Source organism: Enterococcus sp. 4E1_DIV0656 (assembly GCF_002140695.1).
Taxonomy (GTDB): domain Bacteria; phylum Bacillota; class Bacilli; order Lactobacillales; family Enterococcaceae; genus Enterococcus_D; species Enterococcus_D entomosocium.
On record NZ_NGLF01000002.1, the window covers coordinates 60,704 to 79,096 of the forward strand.

Annotated in this window: 19 protein-coding genes; all 19 read left to right on the forward strand. The window is 44.0% G+C overall.

The genetic code is table 11. The annotated features are described in order from the left end of the window. Nucleotides 1-63: 63 nt before the first annotated feature. The 19 genes from A5882_RS13610 to A5882_RS13700 all read left to right on the forward strand — a co-directional run bounded on the left by A5882_RS13610 (nucleotide 64) and on the right by A5882_RS13700 (nucleotide 18,381). The gene (locus A5882_RS13610) at nucleotides 64-948 is read left to right on the forward strand and encodes an ABC transporter permease (protein WP_086332387.1); all 885 of its coding nucleotides are present in this window, start codon (nucleotides 64-66) and stop codon (nucleotides 946-948) included. Next, nucleotides 948-1,706 carry an ABC transporter ATP-binding protein gene (locus A5882_RS13615; protein ID WP_005235966.1) on the forward strand — a complete coding sequence of 253 codons (759 nt, stop codon included), beginning with the start codon at nucleotides 948-950 and terminating at the stop codon, nucleotides 1,704-1,706. The genes A5882_RS13610 and A5882_RS13615 overlap by 1 nt, the downstream gene beginning before the upstream one ends. A gap of 413 nt (nucleotides 1,707-2,119) precedes the next feature. Beyond that, nucleotides 2,120-2,989: a shikimate dehydrogenase gene (locus A5882_RS13620; RefSeq protein ID WP_034872642.1), complete on the forward strand. Its 870-nt coding sequence runs from the start codon at nucleotides 2,120-2,122 to the stop codon at nucleotides 2,987-2,989. Between the two features lie 40 nt (nucleotides 2,990-3,029). Beyond that, nucleotides 3,030-4,055 (forward strand): 3-deoxy-7-phosphoheptulonate synthase, encoded by a 1,026-nt coding sequence (aroF, locus tag A5882_RS13625; RefSeq protein ID WP_005226100.1) that lies wholly within the window; start codon nucleotides 3,030-3,032, stop codon nucleotides 4,053-4,055. Nucleotides 4,056-4,091: 36 nt separating this feature from the next. Further along, complete coding sequence (gene aroB, locus A5882_RS13630) at nucleotides 4,092-5,147, forward strand: 3-dehydroquinate synthase (protein ID WP_086372975.1); 1,056 nt, start codon at nucleotides 4,092-4,094, stop codon at nucleotides 5,145-5,147. A gap of 19 nt (nucleotides 5,148-5,166) precedes the next feature. Next, nucleotides 5,167-6,333 (forward strand): chorismate synthase, encoded by a 1,167-nt coding sequence (gene aroC, locus A5882_RS13635; RefSeq protein WP_005235960.1) that lies wholly within the window; start codon nucleotides 5,167-5,169, stop codon nucleotides 6,331-6,333. A 45-nt stretch (nucleotides 6,334-6,378) separates the two neighbouring features. Then, entirely contained in the window at nucleotides 6,379-7,461 is a 1,083-nt protein-coding gene (locus tag A5882_RS13640; protein WP_008379898.1) for a prephenate dehydrogenase, read from the forward strand. A gap of 9 nt (nucleotides 7,462-7,470) precedes the next feature. After that, on the forward strand, nucleotides 7,471-8,760 hold the full coding sequence (gene aroA, locus A5882_RS13645) for a 3-phosphoshikimate 1-carboxyvinyltransferase (RefSeq protein ID WP_086372976.1): 1,290 nt from the start codon (nucleotides 7,471-7,473) through the stop codon (nucleotides 8,758-8,760). Next, nucleotides 8,757-9,263: a shikimate kinase gene (locus A5882_RS13650; protein ID WP_016620142.1), complete on the forward strand. Its 507-nt coding sequence runs from the start codon at nucleotides 8,757-8,759 to the stop codon at nucleotides 9,261-9,263. Before aroA ends, A5882_RS13650 begins: the two co-directional genes overlap by 4 nt. Before the next feature lies 1 nt (nucleotide 9,264). Then, nucleotides 9,265-10,146 carry a prephenate dehydratase gene (pheA, locus tag A5882_RS13655; RefSeq protein WP_016620141.1) on the forward strand — a complete coding sequence of 294 codons (882 nt, stop codon included), beginning with the start codon at nucleotides 9,265-9,267 and terminating at the stop codon, nucleotides 10,144-10,146. After that, on the forward strand, nucleotides 10,121-10,591 hold the full coding sequence (locus A5882_RS13660) for a GNAT family N-acetyltransferase (protein WP_005235950.1): 471 nt from the start codon (nucleotides 10,121-10,123) through the stop codon (nucleotides 10,589-10,591). Before pheA ends, A5882_RS13660 begins: the two co-directional genes overlap by 26 nt. 116 nt (nucleotides 10,592-10,707) lie before the next feature. Beyond that, entirely contained in the window at nucleotides 10,708-11,982 is a 1,275-nt protein-coding gene (locus A5882_RS13665) for an LCP family protein (protein ID WP_005235948.1), read from the forward strand. Nucleotides 11,983-12,075: 93 nt separating this feature from the next. After that, nucleotides 12,076-12,924: a DegV family protein gene (locus A5882_RS13670; protein ID WP_005235946.1), complete on the forward strand. Its 849-nt coding sequence runs from the start codon at nucleotides 12,076-12,078 to the stop codon at nucleotides 12,922-12,924. A 177-nt stretch (nucleotides 12,925-13,101) separates the two neighbouring features. Beyond that, nucleotides 13,102-13,644 carry a GNAT family N-acetyltransferase gene (locus A5882_RS13675; protein ID WP_061054174.1) on the forward strand — a complete coding sequence of 181 codons (543 nt, stop codon included), beginning with the start codon at nucleotides 13,102-13,104 and terminating at the stop codon, nucleotides 13,642-13,644. Next, nucleotides 13,637-13,894, forward strand: coding sequence for a TfoX/Sxy family DNA transformation protein (locus A5882_RS13680; RefSeq protein ID WP_005235943.1), 258 nt, complete (start codon nucleotides 13,637-13,639; stop codon nucleotides 13,892-13,894). The genes A5882_RS13675 and A5882_RS13680 overlap by 8 nt, the downstream gene beginning before the upstream one ends. Before the next feature lie 189 nt (nucleotides 13,895-14,083). Next, nucleotides 14,084-14,563 carry a DUF6530 family protein gene (locus tag A5882_RS13685; protein ID WP_005235941.1) on the forward strand — a complete coding sequence of 160 codons (480 nt, stop codon included), beginning with the start codon at nucleotides 14,084-14,086 and terminating at the stop codon, nucleotides 14,561-14,563. 18 nt (nucleotides 14,564-14,581) lie between these two features. Further along, entirely contained in the window at nucleotides 14,582-16,849 is a 2,268-nt protein-coding gene (locus A5882_RS13690) for an AAA family ATPase (protein WP_086372977.1), read from the forward strand. Between the two features lie 137 nt (nucleotides 16,850-16,986). Beyond that, nucleotides 16,987-17,625, forward strand: coding sequence for a hypothetical protein (locus A5882_RS13695; protein WP_042890746.1), 639 nt, complete (start codon nucleotides 16,987-16,989; stop codon nucleotides 17,623-17,625). 87 nt (nucleotides 17,626-17,712) lie between these two features. Next, entirely contained in the window at nucleotides 17,713-18,381 is a 669-nt protein-coding gene (locus tag A5882_RS13700; RefSeq protein WP_008379910.1) for a hypothetical protein, read from the forward strand. The last annotated feature ends 12 nt before the right edge of the window (nucleotides 18,382-18,393 follow it).

Here is an 18,393-nt window from a genome sequence, read left to right on the forward strand (position 1 = left end):
ATCACCTGCGATCACCGAGAGAGTCTTGAAAGAGAAAACTTGTAAGAATATGGAGGAAGAATGATGATTGTTTCAGTAATAGGGCAAGGGCTACTTTGGGGAATCCTGGGATTAGGGATTTTTATGACTTATCGTATTTTGAATTTCCCGGATATGACGACGGAAGGGTCCTTTCCGTTAGGCGGTGCTGTCTGTGTGACAGCGATCACCCATGGGGTGTCGCCCGTCTTAGCGACTTTGTTAGGAGTATTGGCTGGGATGTGTGCGGGCTGTGTGACAGGACTTCTTTATACAAAAGGCAAAATTCCCGTGATTTTAGCAGGTATTTTGGTGATGTCTTCATTGAACTCGGTCATGCTGTTTGTGATGCGCTCACCAAACCTCTCTTTATTAAACCAACCGAAAATTCAAGATTTTTTTACTAGAATGAATTTACCGAATTATTATGATACGGTGATTATCGGATTGATCATGGTCTTGTTGATTGGGGGCGTCTTGGTTTACTTTTTCCATACCAACTTGGGTCAAGCTTATATTGCTACCGGGGATAATGAACACATGGCCAAGTCAATGGGGATCAATACGGATCGAATGAAAATCATTGGACTGATCGTCTCCAATGGCGTGATCGCACTCTCAGGCGCATTGATCGCTCAAAACGACGGCTACGCCGACATAAGCAAGGGAATCGGTGTGATCGTTATCGGACTGGCGTCAATCATCATTGGTGAGGTATTATATGGTGAATTGACCTTGCTGGAACGTCTGATCGCTATCGTGATCGGCAGCATTATCTACCAATTATTGATCCTATTTGTGATCAAAGCTGGATTTGATACGACTTACTTGAAGATCTTCTCTGCAATCGTCTTGACGATCTGCCTGTTGATCCCTCAATTTAAACAAGCCTTGCATCTACGCACTGGTTTTGAAACGGAGGATGAATAATGTTAGCCTTAAAAAAAGCCTTTAAAGTTGTCGGCAACGGACCGAATGAGAAAAAAGTGCTCTTGAATAAAATCGATCTTTCTTTAAAACCAGGAGAATTTGTCACGGTCGTCGGAGGAAATGGCGCCGGCAAAAGTACGCTATTCAACTGCATCTCAGGCACCATGCCCTTGACGAGTGGGCAAGTGATGATCGATGATCAAAACGTGACCGCACTTTCGGAAGAAAAACGTGCCCGCTTTTTGGCACGTGTCTTCCAAGACCCGAAAATGGGCACTGCTCCCCGTATGACAGTGGCAGAAAATCTGCTGTTAGCACAAAAAAGAGGGCAAAAACGGTCACTTGGTCTTCGACAACTCCAAGGACAAAGGGAAATGTTCTTTGCGCTTTGTAAAGAAATCGGCAACGGGTTGGAAAATCATTTGGATACGCCAACGGGCAGTTTATCTGGTGGTCAACGACAGGCACTAAGTTTATTGATGGCAACGATTCAAACACCAAAACTGTTGTTGCTAGATGAACATACGGCTGCGTTAGACCCAAAGACCTCCAAACAGCTGATGCAAATCACTGCAAGACGCGTGGAAGAACAAAACCTAACTTGTCTCATGATCACCCATCGGATGGAAGATGCATTAAAATACGGAGACCGCCTGATCCTGCTCAGAAAAGGTGAAATCGTCAAGGATCTTTCAGCAGATGAAAAAGCTCGCTTAAGTTTACCAGAACTGTTACTGTTCTTTGAAGACGACTTATAAACCCTTGATAGAACAGTGTTTTCGAAAAATATAATCAAATAAATGAAAAAAATAAGAAAAAATCATTGACATCTTTCAAAGTTAAACCTATACTTAGGTCAATCTTACATCAGTTTGGAGCGAAGGACTATGCAAAAATTATTGCTAACGAACCCCACACAACTGAATAAATATTACTTTAGCTATTTTAGATAGGTTTGTATTCATGAAGGCATGGATACAAACGCTAAGTTTGTATCTATGATGGCTAGAGCATTTCGTAATGAATTCGCAGCCACGTAGATCGTAAAATCTATAGTGGCTATTTTTTATATTCACATATCGGCGCTGTCGCTATGTAATGTTTGAAGGTGTTCACTGTAGATTCTTAAATTTACGGTGGACATCTTTTTTTGTTGAAAGGAATGAACCAGATGAAACAAATGATAACCGGTCACACACGGTTGGCGGCACTATTTGCCAAACCAGCCAAACACAGCATCTCTCCAGCGATGCACAATCTTTCTTTTGAAGAACAAGGGATCGACGCCGTGTATCTGGCCTTTGATGTTGAGCCGGATGATTTAGCCGCTAGTATCCAAAGCATCCGTCAGTTGGATCTCTTAGGTGTCAATCTATCAATGCCCCATAAAATGGCAGCAGTACCGTTGATGGATGAATGCTCACCAGCAGCCGAGCTGATCGGCGCAATCAATACAATCGTCAATCAAGAGGGGCGATTGATTGGGCACAATACAGATGGTATCGGCTTTATGCGCGCACTTGAAGACATTCAAGTGTCGATCATTGGAAAAACGATGACTGTGATCGGTGCAGGTGGAGCAGCGACAGCAATCATTAGTCAAGCTGCACTAGATGGTGTCAAAACAATCCGTGTCTTTAACCGCAAGGATGAGTTTTATCCAATCATCCAGGAAAAATTGACACAGATTGCAGAAAAGACCGCCTCTGAGATCACATTAACGGATTTAGAAGATCAGACGGCTCTAAAAACAGCCATCGATCAAAGCAGTCTTTTAGTTAATGCTACTGGCGTGGGGATGAAGCCGAATGATACGGTAAGTCCTCTAAAAGACAAAACACTCTTGCGGGAATCATTAGCTGTCTATGATGTCATCTATAATCCAAGAGAAACGCAGCTTTTGAAAGATGCGAAAGCAGTCGGTGCCAAAACTGCAAACGGCTTAAGCATGTTGCTGTATCAAGGTGCAGCTGCATTTAAACTTTGGACAGGCCAAGAAATGCCTGTTGAAAAAGTAAAAGCACTTATTGAATCCATGTAAAAAATAAAAAAATTAGAAAAAACGAAAGTAGGAAGAAAAAATGATCGTAATTATGAAACCAGGCGCTACGCCAGAACAAGTTGAAGTTGTTGTAACTAGAATCAAAAAAGAAGGCTTAGATGTTCAAGTCAACCAAGGAAAAGAACAGGTCGTTATCGGGTTAAAAGGGGATACACGCCGCATCCAAGATGTTGCTTTTCGCAGCTACGAAGGTGTCGAAGATGCCATTCGGATCTCAAATACTTACAAATTGACCTCTCGTGAGTTCCATCCGCAAGATACGGTTGTGGATGTAGATGGTGTGAAAATCGGTGACGGCAACTTTGTTACGATGGCTGGTCCATGTTCGATTGAAGGCTTAGACCAAATTCGTGAATGTGCCCGAATCGCCAAAGCTGGTGGTGCACAAATCTTACGTGGTGGTGCCTTCAAACCCCGCACGTCGCCTTACGCATTCCAAGGGCTTGAAGAAGAAGGGCTAAAATACATTCGCCAAGCAGCTGATGAAACTGGCATGAAAGTCATCACAGAAGTCATGGACGAAGGACATATCGATATGGTGGCGGAATACAGTGATATTTTGCAGATTGGTGCTCGGAACATGCAAAACTTCAAATTGCTAGCTGCCGTTGGAAAAACCGGGAAACCAATTGGCCTTAAACGAGGCATCTCAGGCACGATCGACGAATGGTTGAATGCTGCGGAATACATCGCCGTTCAAGATAAAAGTGAAGTGATTTTCATTGAACGTGGGATCCGAACTTACGAAACAGCAACCCGTAATACCTTTGATCTAAGTGCAGTACCAATCATCAAAAAACTGAGCCACTTCCCAATCATCGTTGATCCTAGTCATGGAACAGGTATTTGGGATCTTGTACCACCAATGGCAAGAGCGGGTGTTGCTGCTGGCGCCGATGGGATGATCGTTGAGATCCATCCAGATCCAGCCAATGCTTGGTCTGATGGTCCTCAATCACTTAACGAAAAAACGTACATGAACATGATGAAAGAAGTCCATATCATGGAAAAAGCGATGAAAGAAATCAAAGCGTTGCAAGACTAAGCGTGAAGACAACCAATAAAAGAGGTGCAAAAATCAATGTTACACATTCACTTAGAAGACCATTCCTATGATATCCTCATTAAACGAGGGGCGTTTCAAAAAGTCGGAACCTGGGTGCAACAGTTGTGGGACAAACAGCGCATTGCCGTCATTACAGACAGCAATGTCGCACCCCTGTATGGCGGACAAATCGTTGATTCCATAACCGCTGCCGGGTTTGAAGCGACACTGTTAATCGTACCAGCCGGCGAAAAAAGCAAATCACTAGAGCAAGCAGCTAGTTTATATGATGGTCTTGCCCAATTCGGAATGACCAGAAGCGATGGAATCATTGCCCTTGGTGGCGGTGTGATCGGTGATCTCGGAGGATTTGTTGCTTCTACGTATATGCGCGGCATTGATTTCTTGCAGATTCCGACGACGTTATTGGCACAGGTCGATTCAAGTATCGGCGGGAAAACAGCTGTAAATACTGGCAGTGCCAAAAATCTCGTTGGCACGTTTGCCCAACCAGCCGGTGTGATGATCGATCCAGATTTACTTGAAAGTTTGCCGCTTAAACGCGTCCAAGAAGGCATTGCTGAAATCATCAAGTCAGCCGCTATTGCAGATCCTGAACTTTGGCAAACGTTAGCAGGTTTGAAAGATGAAGCCGATTTGTTGGCCCACGCTGAAAATGTGATCACAGCTTCTTTAAAGGTTAAACAAAAAGTAGTGGAAGAAGATCCCTTTGATCATGGTAGTCGTCTGACACTGAACTTCGGTCATACGATCGGTCATGGCTTAGAAAGAACGGCTGCTTTTGAGACAAGTCACGGAGAAGGCGTTGCGATGGGGATGATTATGATCACCCGACATGCAGAAGTCACCGGATTAACACCAAAAGGTACGACCCAACAACTTACAGAAATGGTTGAGAAGTTTCACTTGCCGATTACACCAAGGGAAATAGATAAAGAGCAATTATACCAAGCAATCACTCATGATAAAAAAGCCCGCGGGCAACAATTGAAGATTATTCTATTAGAAGCGATCGGTCAGGCGAAAATCGTGACGATCCCGACTGAAAAAATCAAAGACTACCTAGTATAAGAAAGGAAGGTAACGGATCATGCGTTATATTACAGCAGGCGAATCACATGGACCAGAGTTGACCGCCATTATCGAAGGGTTACCGGCAGGATTGCCATTAACAGCAGAAGACATCAATTTTGAATTAGCGAGACGACAAACCGGCTATGGTCGTGGGGGACGGATGTTGATTGAAAAAGACCAAGTCCGTATCACTTCCGGTATCCGTCATGGAAAAACATTAGGCTCTCCTGTGACTTTAGTGGTCGAGAACAAAGATTGGAAAAATTGGACCAAGGTCATGGCAATCGAAGAGGTACCAGAAAAAGACCGCAAACTACGACGAGTGGCACGACCAAGACCTGGTCATGCTGACTTGGTCGGCGGTATGAAATACCACCATCAAGATCTACGAAACGTCCTGGAACGTTCATCTGCCCGGGAAACGACTATGCGGGTAGCCATCGGCGCAATCGCGAAGAAAATTTTGAAGGAGCTTGGCATCGATGTGGCAGGTCATGTAACGATGTTAGGCGGCATCAAAGCAGAAATTCCAGAAGGGTTGACCGTTAAAGAAATCGCAAAACGTTCTGAAGCTTCAGAAGTAAGGGTGTTAGATCCGTCAGTCGAAGAAGAAATCAAGCAGTTGATCGATCAAACGAAGAAAAATGGTGATACGATCGGCGGCGTAGTGGAAGTGCTTGTTGGCGGCGTTCCTGCTGGTCTTGGCAGTTACGTGCAATGGGACAAAAAACTTGATGCGAAGATTGCCCAAGCCGTGGTCAGTATCAACGCCTTTAAAGGTGCTGAGTTCGGTGTTGGCTTTGAGGCAGGTGTTTTACCGGGTTCAAAAGTCATGGATGAGATTTTATGGGACGAACAACGGGGCTACACCCGTCGCAGCAACAACCTAGGTGGTTTTGAAGGCGGCATGACGAACGGGGAACCAATTGTGGTTCGCGGGGTTATGAAGCCGATCCCGACCTTGTACAAGCCGTTGCAAAGTGTTGATATCGACAGCAAAGAACCGTATAAAGCAAGCGTCGAACGCTCAGATAGCACCGCTGTACCAGCAGCTAGTGTTGTTTGTGAGAGTGTGGTGGCAACAGTGGTGGCCAATGAACTATTAGAAAAGTTTCCAAGTGATTCTTTCGAAGAATTGACCGCATCTGTTCAGGCGTATCGAGAATACTTGTTAACCTACTGATTAAAGAAACAGCAAAAAATTCCAGTAGAAATGAGGATTCTTTTCATGAGCCAAAATATCTTCGTCGCCGGTCTAGGATTGATCGGCGCTTCCTTAGCAACATGTATCAAAAAGGCACATCCGCAAGTGCATTTGATGGGGTGGGATTGTCAGGAAACTAATGAGATCGCATTAGCAACAAATTTAGTAGACGAAGTGCCCCCTTCATTTTCTGAAGGTGCTGTCCGTGCCGACGTGATTTTGTTGGCATTGCCGGTAGAGATCACCAAAAACTATCTTGCCGAACTGGGGGCACTTTCATTAAAGCCTTCGGTCCTGGTAACAGACACCGGCAGTACCAAAGCGGAAATCACGCAATTTGCCGAGTCCTTTTCCTTTGATTTTATTGGGGGCCATCCGATGGCTGGCTCTCATAAATCAGGGATCACAGCAGCCGATGAGAACCTTTTCGAGAATGCTTACTATATCTTCACACCGACGAAAAGTCAGCGGGTGGAAGAACTACAAGAGCTTTTTCGCGGCACTAGAGCCAAATATGTGGCACTTGCTCCCCAAGAGCATGATCAAATCACAGGGATGTTGAGCCATCTGCCTCATATTATTGCTTCGGGATTAGTCAATCAGGCAGATGCCTTCAACCACGAACACCCTAGAGCACAGCAACTTGCAGCAGGCGGTTTTCGCGATATCACTCGCATTGCTTCTTCAGATCCTCGTATGTGGACCGATATCTTATTGAGTAATCGACAGGAGCTGCTGCAGCTGATCGATGAGTGGCAAAAACAAATGACGACCATGGCTCACTGGTTGCAGAAAAAAGACGAACGGGCGATCTTTCGGTTTTTTGAATCCGCGAAGGAAACACGGGATCAATTGCCGGTTCATCAAAATGGGGCGATCCCAGCATTCTATGATCTATTCATCGATGTACCGGATCATCCCGGCGTTGTCGCTGAAGTGACGGGGCTATTGAGCGAACATCAGCTCTCTTTGATCAACTTGAAAATTCTTGAAACTCGAGAAGATATTATTGGTGTTTTACAGATTTCATTCAAAACGCAAAATGATTTGCTGCAAGCAGAGCAGCTGATTCAAAAAAAGACGACCTATTCATGTCGAAAAAAATAGGAGGCCGTTATGAAACTAAAAAAAGCAACACATCTAAAAGGGACGATAGCAGTCCCTGCTGACAAATCAATCTCGCATCGTAGTATCATGTTCGGGGCGTTAGCCGAAGGGACAACGATTGTCCGTAATTTCTTGCGTGGAGAAGACTGCTATAGCACCCTTCATGCATTTCAATCATTAGGCGTTCCAATCCATGATGACGGTCAGTCGATCACGATTGAAGGACAGGGCTTTAATGGCCTTAAGCCTGCCCAAGACCCAATTGATATCGGCAATTCTGGTACAACAATTCGCTTAATGATGGGGATTTTGGCTGGACAGCCATTTACAACCACCTTATTCGGCGATAACTCTTTGAATAAACGTCCGATGAACCGAGTGATGCTGCCATTAAGAGAAATGGGTGCCAATGTGAGAGGGCATGAGCAGACGGAGTTCCCACCGATCACCGTTAATGGTACTGCTTCTTTACAGCCCATCAATTATCAGATGCCCGTAGCAAGTGCCCAAGTAAAATCGGCGCTGATTTTTGCGGCATTGCAAGCACAAGGTACCTCGACGATTATTGAAAAAGAGGCGAGCCGTAACCATACTGAAGAAATGATCCGTCAATTCGGTGGCGTCATCACAACACAAGGCAAAACGATCACTGTGACGGGACCTCAAACACTCCAAGGACAAGAAGTAATTGTTCCTGGTGATATTTCCTCCGCTGCTTTTTTCCTAACAGCCGGCGCGATTATGCCAGAAAGTGAGATCGTTTTAAAAAATGTCGGGATCAACCCCACTCGTACAGGAATTCTTGACGTGCTTGAGGAGCTGGGTGCTTCAATTGCTTTTTCTAATCAAGACGATCAGAATCAATCAGCTGACCTTACCGTTCGAAGTTCTACCTTGCAGGCAGTAACCATCGCTGGCGATATTATCCCACGCTTGATCGACGAATTGCCGATCATTGCTTTGTTAGCCACGCAGGCTCATGGCAAAACGGTGATCAAAGATGCGGAAGAACTGAAAGTAAAAGAAACCAACCGAATCGATGCAACTGCCGAAGAGTTGACAAAACTTGGGGCGGACATCACTCCCACCGAGGACGGGTTGATCATCAACGGTCCAACCCCTTTGCATGGCGGACGTGTGTCAAGTCGGGGGGACCATCGCATCGGCATGATGCTGCAAATTGCCGCCTTATTGACAGATGAAGAGGTAGAATTAGAAAAAGCCGAAGCCGTAGCAGTTTCTTATCCTGATTTTTTTCAGGATGTCGCACGTTTGGCTAAAGGAGGAAACAGCGAGTGAAAAAAGTGATATTAATTGGATTTATGGGTGCTGGAAAAACCACGATTGGTCGTCTTTTGGCTGAAGAAACGAAACAGTCTCATGTGGATTTTGATGACTTGATCGTTGCTGAGATCGGCATGACCATTCAAGAATTTTTCGACCAACACGGTGAGGAAGCCTTTCGCAAAATCGAAACGGATATTTTAGCTAAAACTTTGGCAAAGGAACAAATTATTTCCACTGGTGGGGGCATCGTATTAAAAGAAGAAAATCGTCAACTTTTAAAAGAGATGCCGCTCGTCGTGTATTTAAAAACAGATCCCGAGGAGCTGATTCATCGCTTAAAGGCGGATAATGGCAGCATTCGTCCCTTAGTCGTCTCAAAATCACCAGAAGAAATATTGACTGTTTACCGTCCTCGGATCCCTCTTTATGAAGAAACTGCTTCATTGATCGTTGAAACGACGAATAAAGCACCAGAAGAAATCGTACAGGAAATTTTGATCAAAGCGGGTGCATAAAATGAAGATTGGTTATTTAGGACCGAAAAGTTCCTTTACGCATTTAGCTGCGCAAGAGGCTTATCCGGAAAATACCTGTATCCCCTATGGATCGATTCCGCTTTGTATTCAAGCGCTAGCTAACGGCGTGATCGATCGCGCGGTCGTTCCGAACGAGAACTCATTAGAAGGGTCTGTTCATGCCACGATTGATACGCTCTTTCGTCAAAATCAGTTGAGCATCGAACAGGAAGTTATTTTACCGATCAATCATCAATTGTTAGTTTCTCAGCAATCAGCAAAAGACAACCGTCCCATCACTAAGATAATTTCTCATCCGCAAGCCTTAGCGCAATGTGCCGACTTCATCGAAGCCCGATTTGCTGGAGCTACTGTTGAGGCGGTTGCTTCCACAACGACTGCAGCAGCCTACGTAGCAAAACATCCAGAAGAAGCAGTTGCGGCGATTGCTTCCAAAGAAGCGGCATTGGCCTATCAATTAACGATCAAAGAAACCAATATTCAAGATGTTGCCTTTAATCAAACCCGTTTTTGGGTTTTGACGAAGAAAGTAGCAAACACCCAGTTACCAGAGCAGACTGCTGAGAAAGCAACGATTTTTGTGACGCTGCCAGCAAACCGACCGGGAATCTTGCACAAAATCTTAGCAACCTTTGGCTGGCGAGAAATTGATTTAAGCAAAATTGAATCGCGGCCTTCAAAAACCACCTTAGGGGAATACTTTTTCGTGATCGATCTGGTGATGGACAAGCCGTGGCAACTGATTGTAAATGCCTTTGAAGAGATTCAGTTGTTGGGTGGTCAAGTCCATCTTCTCGGCGTGTATTCCGTAAATGTTGTTGAGGAAGTGACAAAAAATGACTCAAGTCAAAATAAAATTTAGCCAAGATGAAACCCTATTAGCAACGTTTCATAAAGAGATCCAAACACAGCACCATCAATGGTACCCAACGATTTTTAAGCCCTTTGATCAGTCAAGATTTGAACAAGCAATCACACAGCAGCTGCAAGAGCCAAGCCACCACTTTTTTATCGCTTGGTTGGCGGACCAGCCTTGTGGCTTTGTGCATCTTCAAGAGGTCTGTTTGCCACAAAATGCGATGATGCATGAACGAAAGTGGCTGGAAATTGCAGCGATCGCTGTTGACCCTCGGTACCAAGGGATGCATATTGGAAAACAATTGTTGGCATTTGCTGAAAATGTTGCGCTGGAAAAAGGCTTCGATGATCTCTCACTAAACTTTTGGTCGGCAAACCAAGTGAAATCATTTTATGAGCAAGCAGGATTTGTGAGCATACGACAAGGCGCATCAAAGCATCTAAGGTAAAATATGAAGAAATTTCCTAGAAAAAGGTTAAAATTTCAGAAAATAGCTTTCTTTCTATAAGGTCTAGGGTATCCTTATAGACAGAGAGCTATTTTTTAGTTGGAGGATCAGAAGCAATGAGCAGGATGGAAAAAAATAAAAAACTGCATGAACGGCTAGAAAAGGAATCCAGTCAGGCAGCCAAAGAAAGTATCTTTGCCCGTCGAGAAGCCAAAAGAAGAAACCAGCGCGTCAGACCGAGTGATTCTACTTTTTCTGCTGATGAGCGAGTAGGAGACATTCCTTATCAAAACACCGAGCATCCTAGGGCAAGCGACTCACGTGCGGCTCAAAGTTCTCGAGAACAGTCACAAGTAGGAGCAATAAAATCTGAGGGACGAAAAAGCGCGATCCCTCCGCTATCTGCTCAGAAGCCTGCGATGCATCAAAGCCAGGAACAATGCAAACAAAAACCGCCAAAGCTTAAGAAGACCAAGCAACCCAAACAAAAGAAAAAGCGGAAGCACCCAGTTCTGCGTATTGTGGTTCGGGTACTATTGGTGCTTTTTGCCTATTCATTGATTGCGTTTCTTGTCGGTCAGCAAGTCGCAAGAAGTGACGCTGCTTTTTCTACGACTGATGAAGAGACCTTTAATGGTACGGCCGCTGCAAATGGTGCTCGGAATATATTGCTCATTGGTAGTGATAGTCGTGAAGGAGAAGCTGGACGAGCAGACACTATTATGGTTTTGCAATTAGATGGTCCCAGTAAGCAACCGAAGCTACTTTCCTTTATGCGGGATACTTTAGTTACGATTCCCGGTTATGGCGAAAACAAGATCAATGCGGCTTATGCCTTTGGTGGTGCTGATTTGGTTAGACAAACGTTAGCGGAGAACTTCGGGCTAGAAACCAACTATTATGCAAAAGTTGACTTTCGTTCCTTTGAAAAAGTGATCGACACATTGTTTCCCTCAGGCGTTGCTATCAACGCGGAAAAAGATATGAGTAAAAATCTTGAAGTTGCCATCAAGCAAGGGCAACAACAAATGAATGGGCTTGAGCTGTTGCAATACGCACGCTTTCGGATGGACGAAGAAGGTGACTTCGGTCGTGTAAGACGACAGCAGCAAGTAATGGATGCGATCTTTAGCGAAATGAAAAATCCTTTAGCTATTTTAAAATTGCCTTATGCAGCTGGAAAAGTCTTAGGCTATGCTTCCACCAACCTGCCAATGTCTTTCCTGTTAAAAAATACCTTCTCGATTGCTCGAGGGGCGGGAGGAGTCGACAGCTTGACTGTCCCAGTCGCTGACTCTTGGCAATACGGTTCAAGTGCGAGTGCCGGAAGTGTGTTAGTCGTCAATCTTGAAACCAATCAACAAGCGATCAGGAATTTTCTTAATGAGTAAGCAGAATGAAAAGTTCTGAAAACCATTTGAAAGTAAGTAAATTTATGCTATATTATTAATGACGTTTGAAATTTGTTGAAACGAGGAAAAAGAATGAAATTAGCCGTTGTTACTGACAGTACAGCTTATCTGCCGGAACGGATCAAAAACCATGAAGATTTGTTTATCATACCGATCCCTGTTATTTTAGATGGAAAAGTCTACAATGAGGGCATCGACATTGAAGCTGATGAGTATTACGCTTTGTTGAAAAACAGCAAAGAATTCCCAACCACTTCTCAACCGGTATTAGGAGAAGTGTTAGCCTTATATGAGTCATTGAAAGATCGCGGTTACGACACGATCATTAGTATCCACTTATCAAGCGGTATCTCTGGATTTATCGGAACGCTTTATGGAATTACCGATGAAATCGAAGGCGTTCAAATCATTCCTTACGATTCGAAAATCACAAGTATGCCGATGGGGCACATGGTAGAAACCGCTCTTGATCTGTCAAGTCAAGGCAAAACCGTAGAAGAGATCATTTCCCATCTGGACACTATCAGAGACAATACCTATGCCTATTTGATCGTTGACGACTTGAATAACTTGGTTCGCGGCGGTCGCTTAACCAATGGAGCAGCCTTGATTGGCGGATTATTAAAAATCAAACCGATTTTGACCTTTGATCAAGGAAAAATTGTGCTTTACGAGCGCATTCGTTCCAGCAAAAAAGCATTCAATCGCGCGGAAGATATCATTGGTCAACGGGAGCAAGAAATCGCATTGCCTGTTAAATTTTATGTAATCCACGCCAATAATTTAGAAGTAGCGAAAGAAGAAAAAGCGAAGCTACAAGCGAAATACCCAAATGCAGAAATTGAGATTGGTCACTTCGGACCAGTTATCGGCACGCATTTAGGGGAAAAAGCCATTGGCATCGCTATTTCAGCGCAATAATTTTTATTTTTTCTATGTTTATTCACGCCATTAACTCCTCAAGACAATGCATGTAAGAATCAGTTAGACGTTCGTCTAGCTGGTTCTTTTTTCTGCTTTTTTGAGATTCGCTTGTAAAAAATCACACAAACTCGTACAATAGGATCAAAATGAAGGACTTGCAAAGGAGGAATTGCTATGAAGTGTTCCTTAAGAAGGTGGCAAATGAGCGATGCGCAAGATTTAGCCCATGCGTTAAATAATCAATCCATCCACGATTATTTACGGGAGGGGTTGCCATTCCCGTATACGGTCGCAGATGCACAAGCCTATATTCGATCTGTGGAAGAAGCAGAATTTGCCTTTGCAATCACTGTGGATGACCGAGCAGTCGGCAGTATCCGTGCTGTTCGCAAAGAAAATATCCATTATAGAACGGCTGAGATTGGCTACTCTATTGCACAAGAGTACTGGGGAAAAGGTTTGATGACACAAGCCGTTCAACAACTATGTGACTATATATTTACTACTTCAACTATCGTTCGTATTTCTGCTGAATCTTTTGCGAAGAATCATTCCTCTTGTCGTGTGTTGGAAAAGGCAGGTTTTACATTAGAAGGCGTTTTGCGAAAGCATGCGGAGAAAAACCAGCAGATGTTCGATATGAAACTCTATGCGTTGATTCGTCAAGAGGAAGACGGGCAGGATGACAACAATCAAAAAGGAGAAACCTATGAATGAACTGCAAAAGTTACCAAATGTAGGCCAAGTTTTAGCGGATCACCTGGTTCGTATCGGCATCAGTACCCCTGAACAATTGCGCACAAAAACGGCCGAAGCCATTTTTGTGACGATCCGCCAACAATGTGATGCGGGCGCTTGCCTCCATATGCTCTATGGTATTGAAGGGGCGATCCAAGGCATTCCCAAAGCCCAACTTGCAAGTCAGAGAAAGCAAGAATTGCGCCTTTTTTTCAATCAATTGAGCTAGTGAAGTAATGCGTCTTAAAAAAGCACTTTTTAAGAGCGTTTGTTTTTAGATACTTCTTATCAAGTGCTTTTTCTATAGACATCTGTCCCTAGCTACTAGAAAAGACCTTTTGCTTGTCCCAAACTAGCTTCCTCATTATACTTACTCTATCTAGTAAATTAGTAATTTACTAAACAAGGAGTGAGAACAATGAAAATACCAGAAAACTTGAAACATAAGCCCGTCATTAAAGTGGAAGACTATGATACTGTTGACGGAAAAAATGCGTTACATACGGATGCAAAAGGCCTTTCCCTCGGATTGGCACAATGGAACGACCGAGGAAAAGTCGATATCTCAGGCAAGGTTTGGCGCCACACAGGTGAAAAATGGTCTCGTCAGTCAGAAGAACTACCGCTCACTAGAATCTTAGATCTAGCAATCTTAGTGGCGCAATCCAGTTTGTATTTTCAAGAGGCTTATCGCCATGAAAAGTTTTACGATCCTGAAAATCCGTTGATCGAGATCATTGGCTTACAAGGAAATCGTATGACCGTTGAAGTAGACACCGAAAATCCTAAGATCGATGAAGACATTCTACTTTTTTATGATTCCTTGCAAAAAGATGGCGAACTTTATGGTGAACGCTTCAAAATCCTAAAACGGCTTTTGGATGAGCTAGGTTATTAAGAAAAGGAGCAGATTACCATGACACAAATTCAACCGTCTTTTGTCGTAACGAAAGGACGCGCTTTTAGCAAATTAGAACAAACAATGATTTGGAAGAAACCACAAAGTCATCAGACCAGTGCCGAAGAACTGCGAATCGCTTCAGAGATCGCGTTGAACTGGACGGATCCAGAAATGAAGATCTTCAATGTGTTGTTGGAAGGCGATGCTGGTTCCGGCAAGACCCAGTTGGCAAAGGCACTTTCTGCCGACCTGCAACTGCCCTACACCAAAATCACCTGCTTTGCGGATATGGATAAGTCAGATGTGTTTGGTGCTTTATTACCAGTGATCAACACCGACCAAGAAGAGGACAAGGACTTGCTGGATGCGATTTATCAAAGTGATTGTTTTGAAGATGTTTTGGGGTTGATCCAGCGGCATTTTTCCCTGACTCGTGAGCGGGCACGGGCGAAATTTGCAGAACTGATCGAACGAATCGAAACCAGTGATCAACAACCTACGATTCAATACAAATTTTATCCCTCCGAAATCGTACGGGCGCTGGAAAAAGGCTACTTGCTTGAGATTCAAGAGCCAACGGTCATTCGTGATGCTTCGGTACTAGTGGCACTAAACTCGGCCCTTGAACAAAATGGAATGCTGAATATCCCGACTGGCTTCGTCCGACGACACCCTGACTGTGTGGTGATCATCACAACGAATCGGAATTACCAAGGCAACCGCCCCTTGAACGAATCCTTGCGAGACCGGATGCAGCATGCTGAAAAAATGGATTTACCTGAGCTGGCAGTCATGGTGCAGCGAGGCATTGCCAAAACCAATTATCCAGACAAAACGACTGCGGAGAAAATGGCTGAGATCATACGCTTGCTAGACGTGACCGCCAAAGCCAATGCCATCAAAGGGGTGGCGGGCATGCGTTCCTATTTTTATTGGCTAAATGCAGTCAAACAAGGACAAGATCCTTTTACTGCAATTGATAGCAAAGTGCTATACAAAATCACCACCGATCCAAATGAGCTTTCTCTGTTACAACAGGCACTAGAAGCTTCAGGGTTATTGGCGCAACTGCGACTTTTGTTTTCTGGACAACCACTAAATGCTTTTAAACAACAAATCAAAGGGCGTCGAATCAGCAGCGAAGAGGCGGACCAGCGCAATGTAGTGGAAGAAGGTACGCCCGTCCTAAAAAATGAACAAGTCCTTGAGACGCCCAGTCAAGAAACTGAGGCGGAAACGATGGAAACCAGTGATTCTGACAAACAAGAAGCGAAAAGCGCAGCAACTGAGGCGACGTTTTCAGAAGAACTGGAACGCAATAGTCATGATGGCCAAGCAAAAGCTGGGAGTGAGGCACAAGAGGCAGCTCCTGCTGCTCATTCTTTGTCGATCGAAGCGTATGAAACCCAGGAGAAAGAAAAGAAAACCACGGCATCAAAGACAGCACGACAAGCATTGAAAGAATCAATCCATGCCAAAGAAGGGCTGATCGTTCATCGACCACCCGTCGATTTAGAAAAAGCGACTGAAGCCCAACAGCGTTTGCAGCCGTTGCTGCCGATCGTAGAGTCATTGATCAAGCAAACCCAAGAAGTATTGGAAAATGAACAAGCTTCGGCATACAGTAAAGGTAAGTACAGCGGCACACGCTTTGATGCCAGCAAGGTTGCGTATCAAGATTTCCGGACCTTTGACAAGAAGAATCCACCTCATGAACAGCCTTCCTTAGCTCTTGCTTTGCGCATCGATGAATCGGGTTCGATGATTCGAGAAGATCGGATATTGTATGCGCAACAGGCGGTCTTAGCGGTGAATGCTTTTGCCGAACGTTTATCTTTGCCATTGATGATCTATGGCGATACAGCAGACGTGACCGCTCGTGAAAAAACCTCGCTTTTTGCATACAAAGAATTTAATGAAGGCTTTGAATTTGTGCCAGAGAAACTCATGACAATGAAGCCTCGGCAAAATAACCGTGATGGAGCTGTCTTGCGCGTGCTAGCTGAAAAGCTCGCTCATCAGCCGGCAACCACTAAATTACTCTTGAATATCAGTGATGGCCAGCCAAAAGCTCTTCCTGATTATACAGGGGGAAAAGCCAAAGAAGATATTCAGCAGGTGATCGCTGACTATGAACGACAAGGGGTGCTGTTTCTTGCAGCTGCTATTGGGCAAGACAAAGAGGTGATCAAAGCGATTTATGGGGAAGAACGCTTTATTGATCTTTCCAATCTAACAGAATTTCCGCAGCGTTTGTTGCAGCTACTGACAAGGTATCTGTAAACGTCGATAGCTAAAGGGAAAAGAGTGTGGACTGCATGCCGCACTCTTTTTTTGATCATAATTATATTATGTAAACAAGATGATATTTTTCTAAATTTGGATAGTTCTGTAAAATAGACGCCAAAAGGAGAGATATCATGAACAAATGGCGGTACTTCTACTATCCTTGCCAATTCGGCTGGCACGCGGCTCTTCGTAGGCGCAGATTGCTGATGAGTGGTGTATTGGCGATTCTTCTACTGATCATCGCCATCTTTGCAGAGCATTGGCTAGTGTTTTTTCATCAATGGCTACAATATGAAACAAATAGCAGTGAGAATCAGATGGATCTCACATATGCCAGTTGGCTTTTCTTTTTGCAATTGCTGCGCTTCGTACTTAGCATTCTAGCTATAGGCTTGATCGCCACCTTTTTATGGCACTGCAATCACATGTATCGTTTTCATTTGATGGGGGAGGAGCAGCAATCCCTGAGTATTCGGTTGTTGTTAGGACAGTCTCCGTTGGTGGTCACCTTAGAAGAGCTTTTCTTTGTAGGCATTCAAAGCATTGTTATTGGTTTGATAGGGCTTGTCAGCGGTTTGTGGCTTAGTCAAAAAGCACTGCAGGATATTTTTCATTTCTTTCATCTTCCCGCAGGCTTTACTTTTGAATTTCCCTTTAAAGGTCTATTAATCACGCAACTTGGTGTGCTCTTGCTGCTTTTTTTGTTACGATTCCGCGGTACAAAGAGGACGGTTGAAGAGATTCTCGGTAACGGATGCCCGAATGAGTGAGGGGATGATAGGTTGCTTTTATTTCCCTCTTTTAAAATGCGAACATATGTTTTATAATAGGTGAAACAAGATAAAGGTCGTGAATTTGTGAAGACATCCTTAACTTTAGAAATGGAAGAGGCACTTTATTATTATTGTCGCGAAAACAGTGATATTGTGGTAGAAGAGGTAGTCATGCCAGATGATCACGGCATCGTGGATACTTTGAGTTGTCGCTTGACGACTGAAAATACATTTGAATGGCGTTGCTACGAACTCAAAGTTAGTTTGGCAGATTTTCGCTCAAAAGCAAAACTATCCTTTATTGGGAATTATAATTATTTTGTCTTACCCAAGTCATTGTATGAAAAAGTCAAAGATCAGATTGCACCTACAATTGGTGTTTTGGTCTATCATGCATTTCTTGAAAAAGAAACGGGCAGCAAAGGGTATTTCAGTGTCGAAAAGAAACCCCAACGGCAAGAGCTGCAGGTTCCAGAAAATGGCTTATTGTTTCGGTTGATTTCGGCACAAGCGAGAGAAGTCGGCAAAGCAAAACAGACTGCTCGAGGATTGCGGGTATTTTCAACAGAACGTTTGTACCAAGAACTGAAGAAACGCCAGCCTGAGTATGACTTGTTCGGTGGTGGAGTCAATTACTATGATCGATTTATTGAAGATACTCAGCTGCAAGCGATCGAAGCCTTGAAAGAAGAATTGGCCGCTACGAGAGCAGCCTATGAAGCGCTGGAAAAACGTTTTTTATCAGGCGAGTAAGAAGGAGAGAAG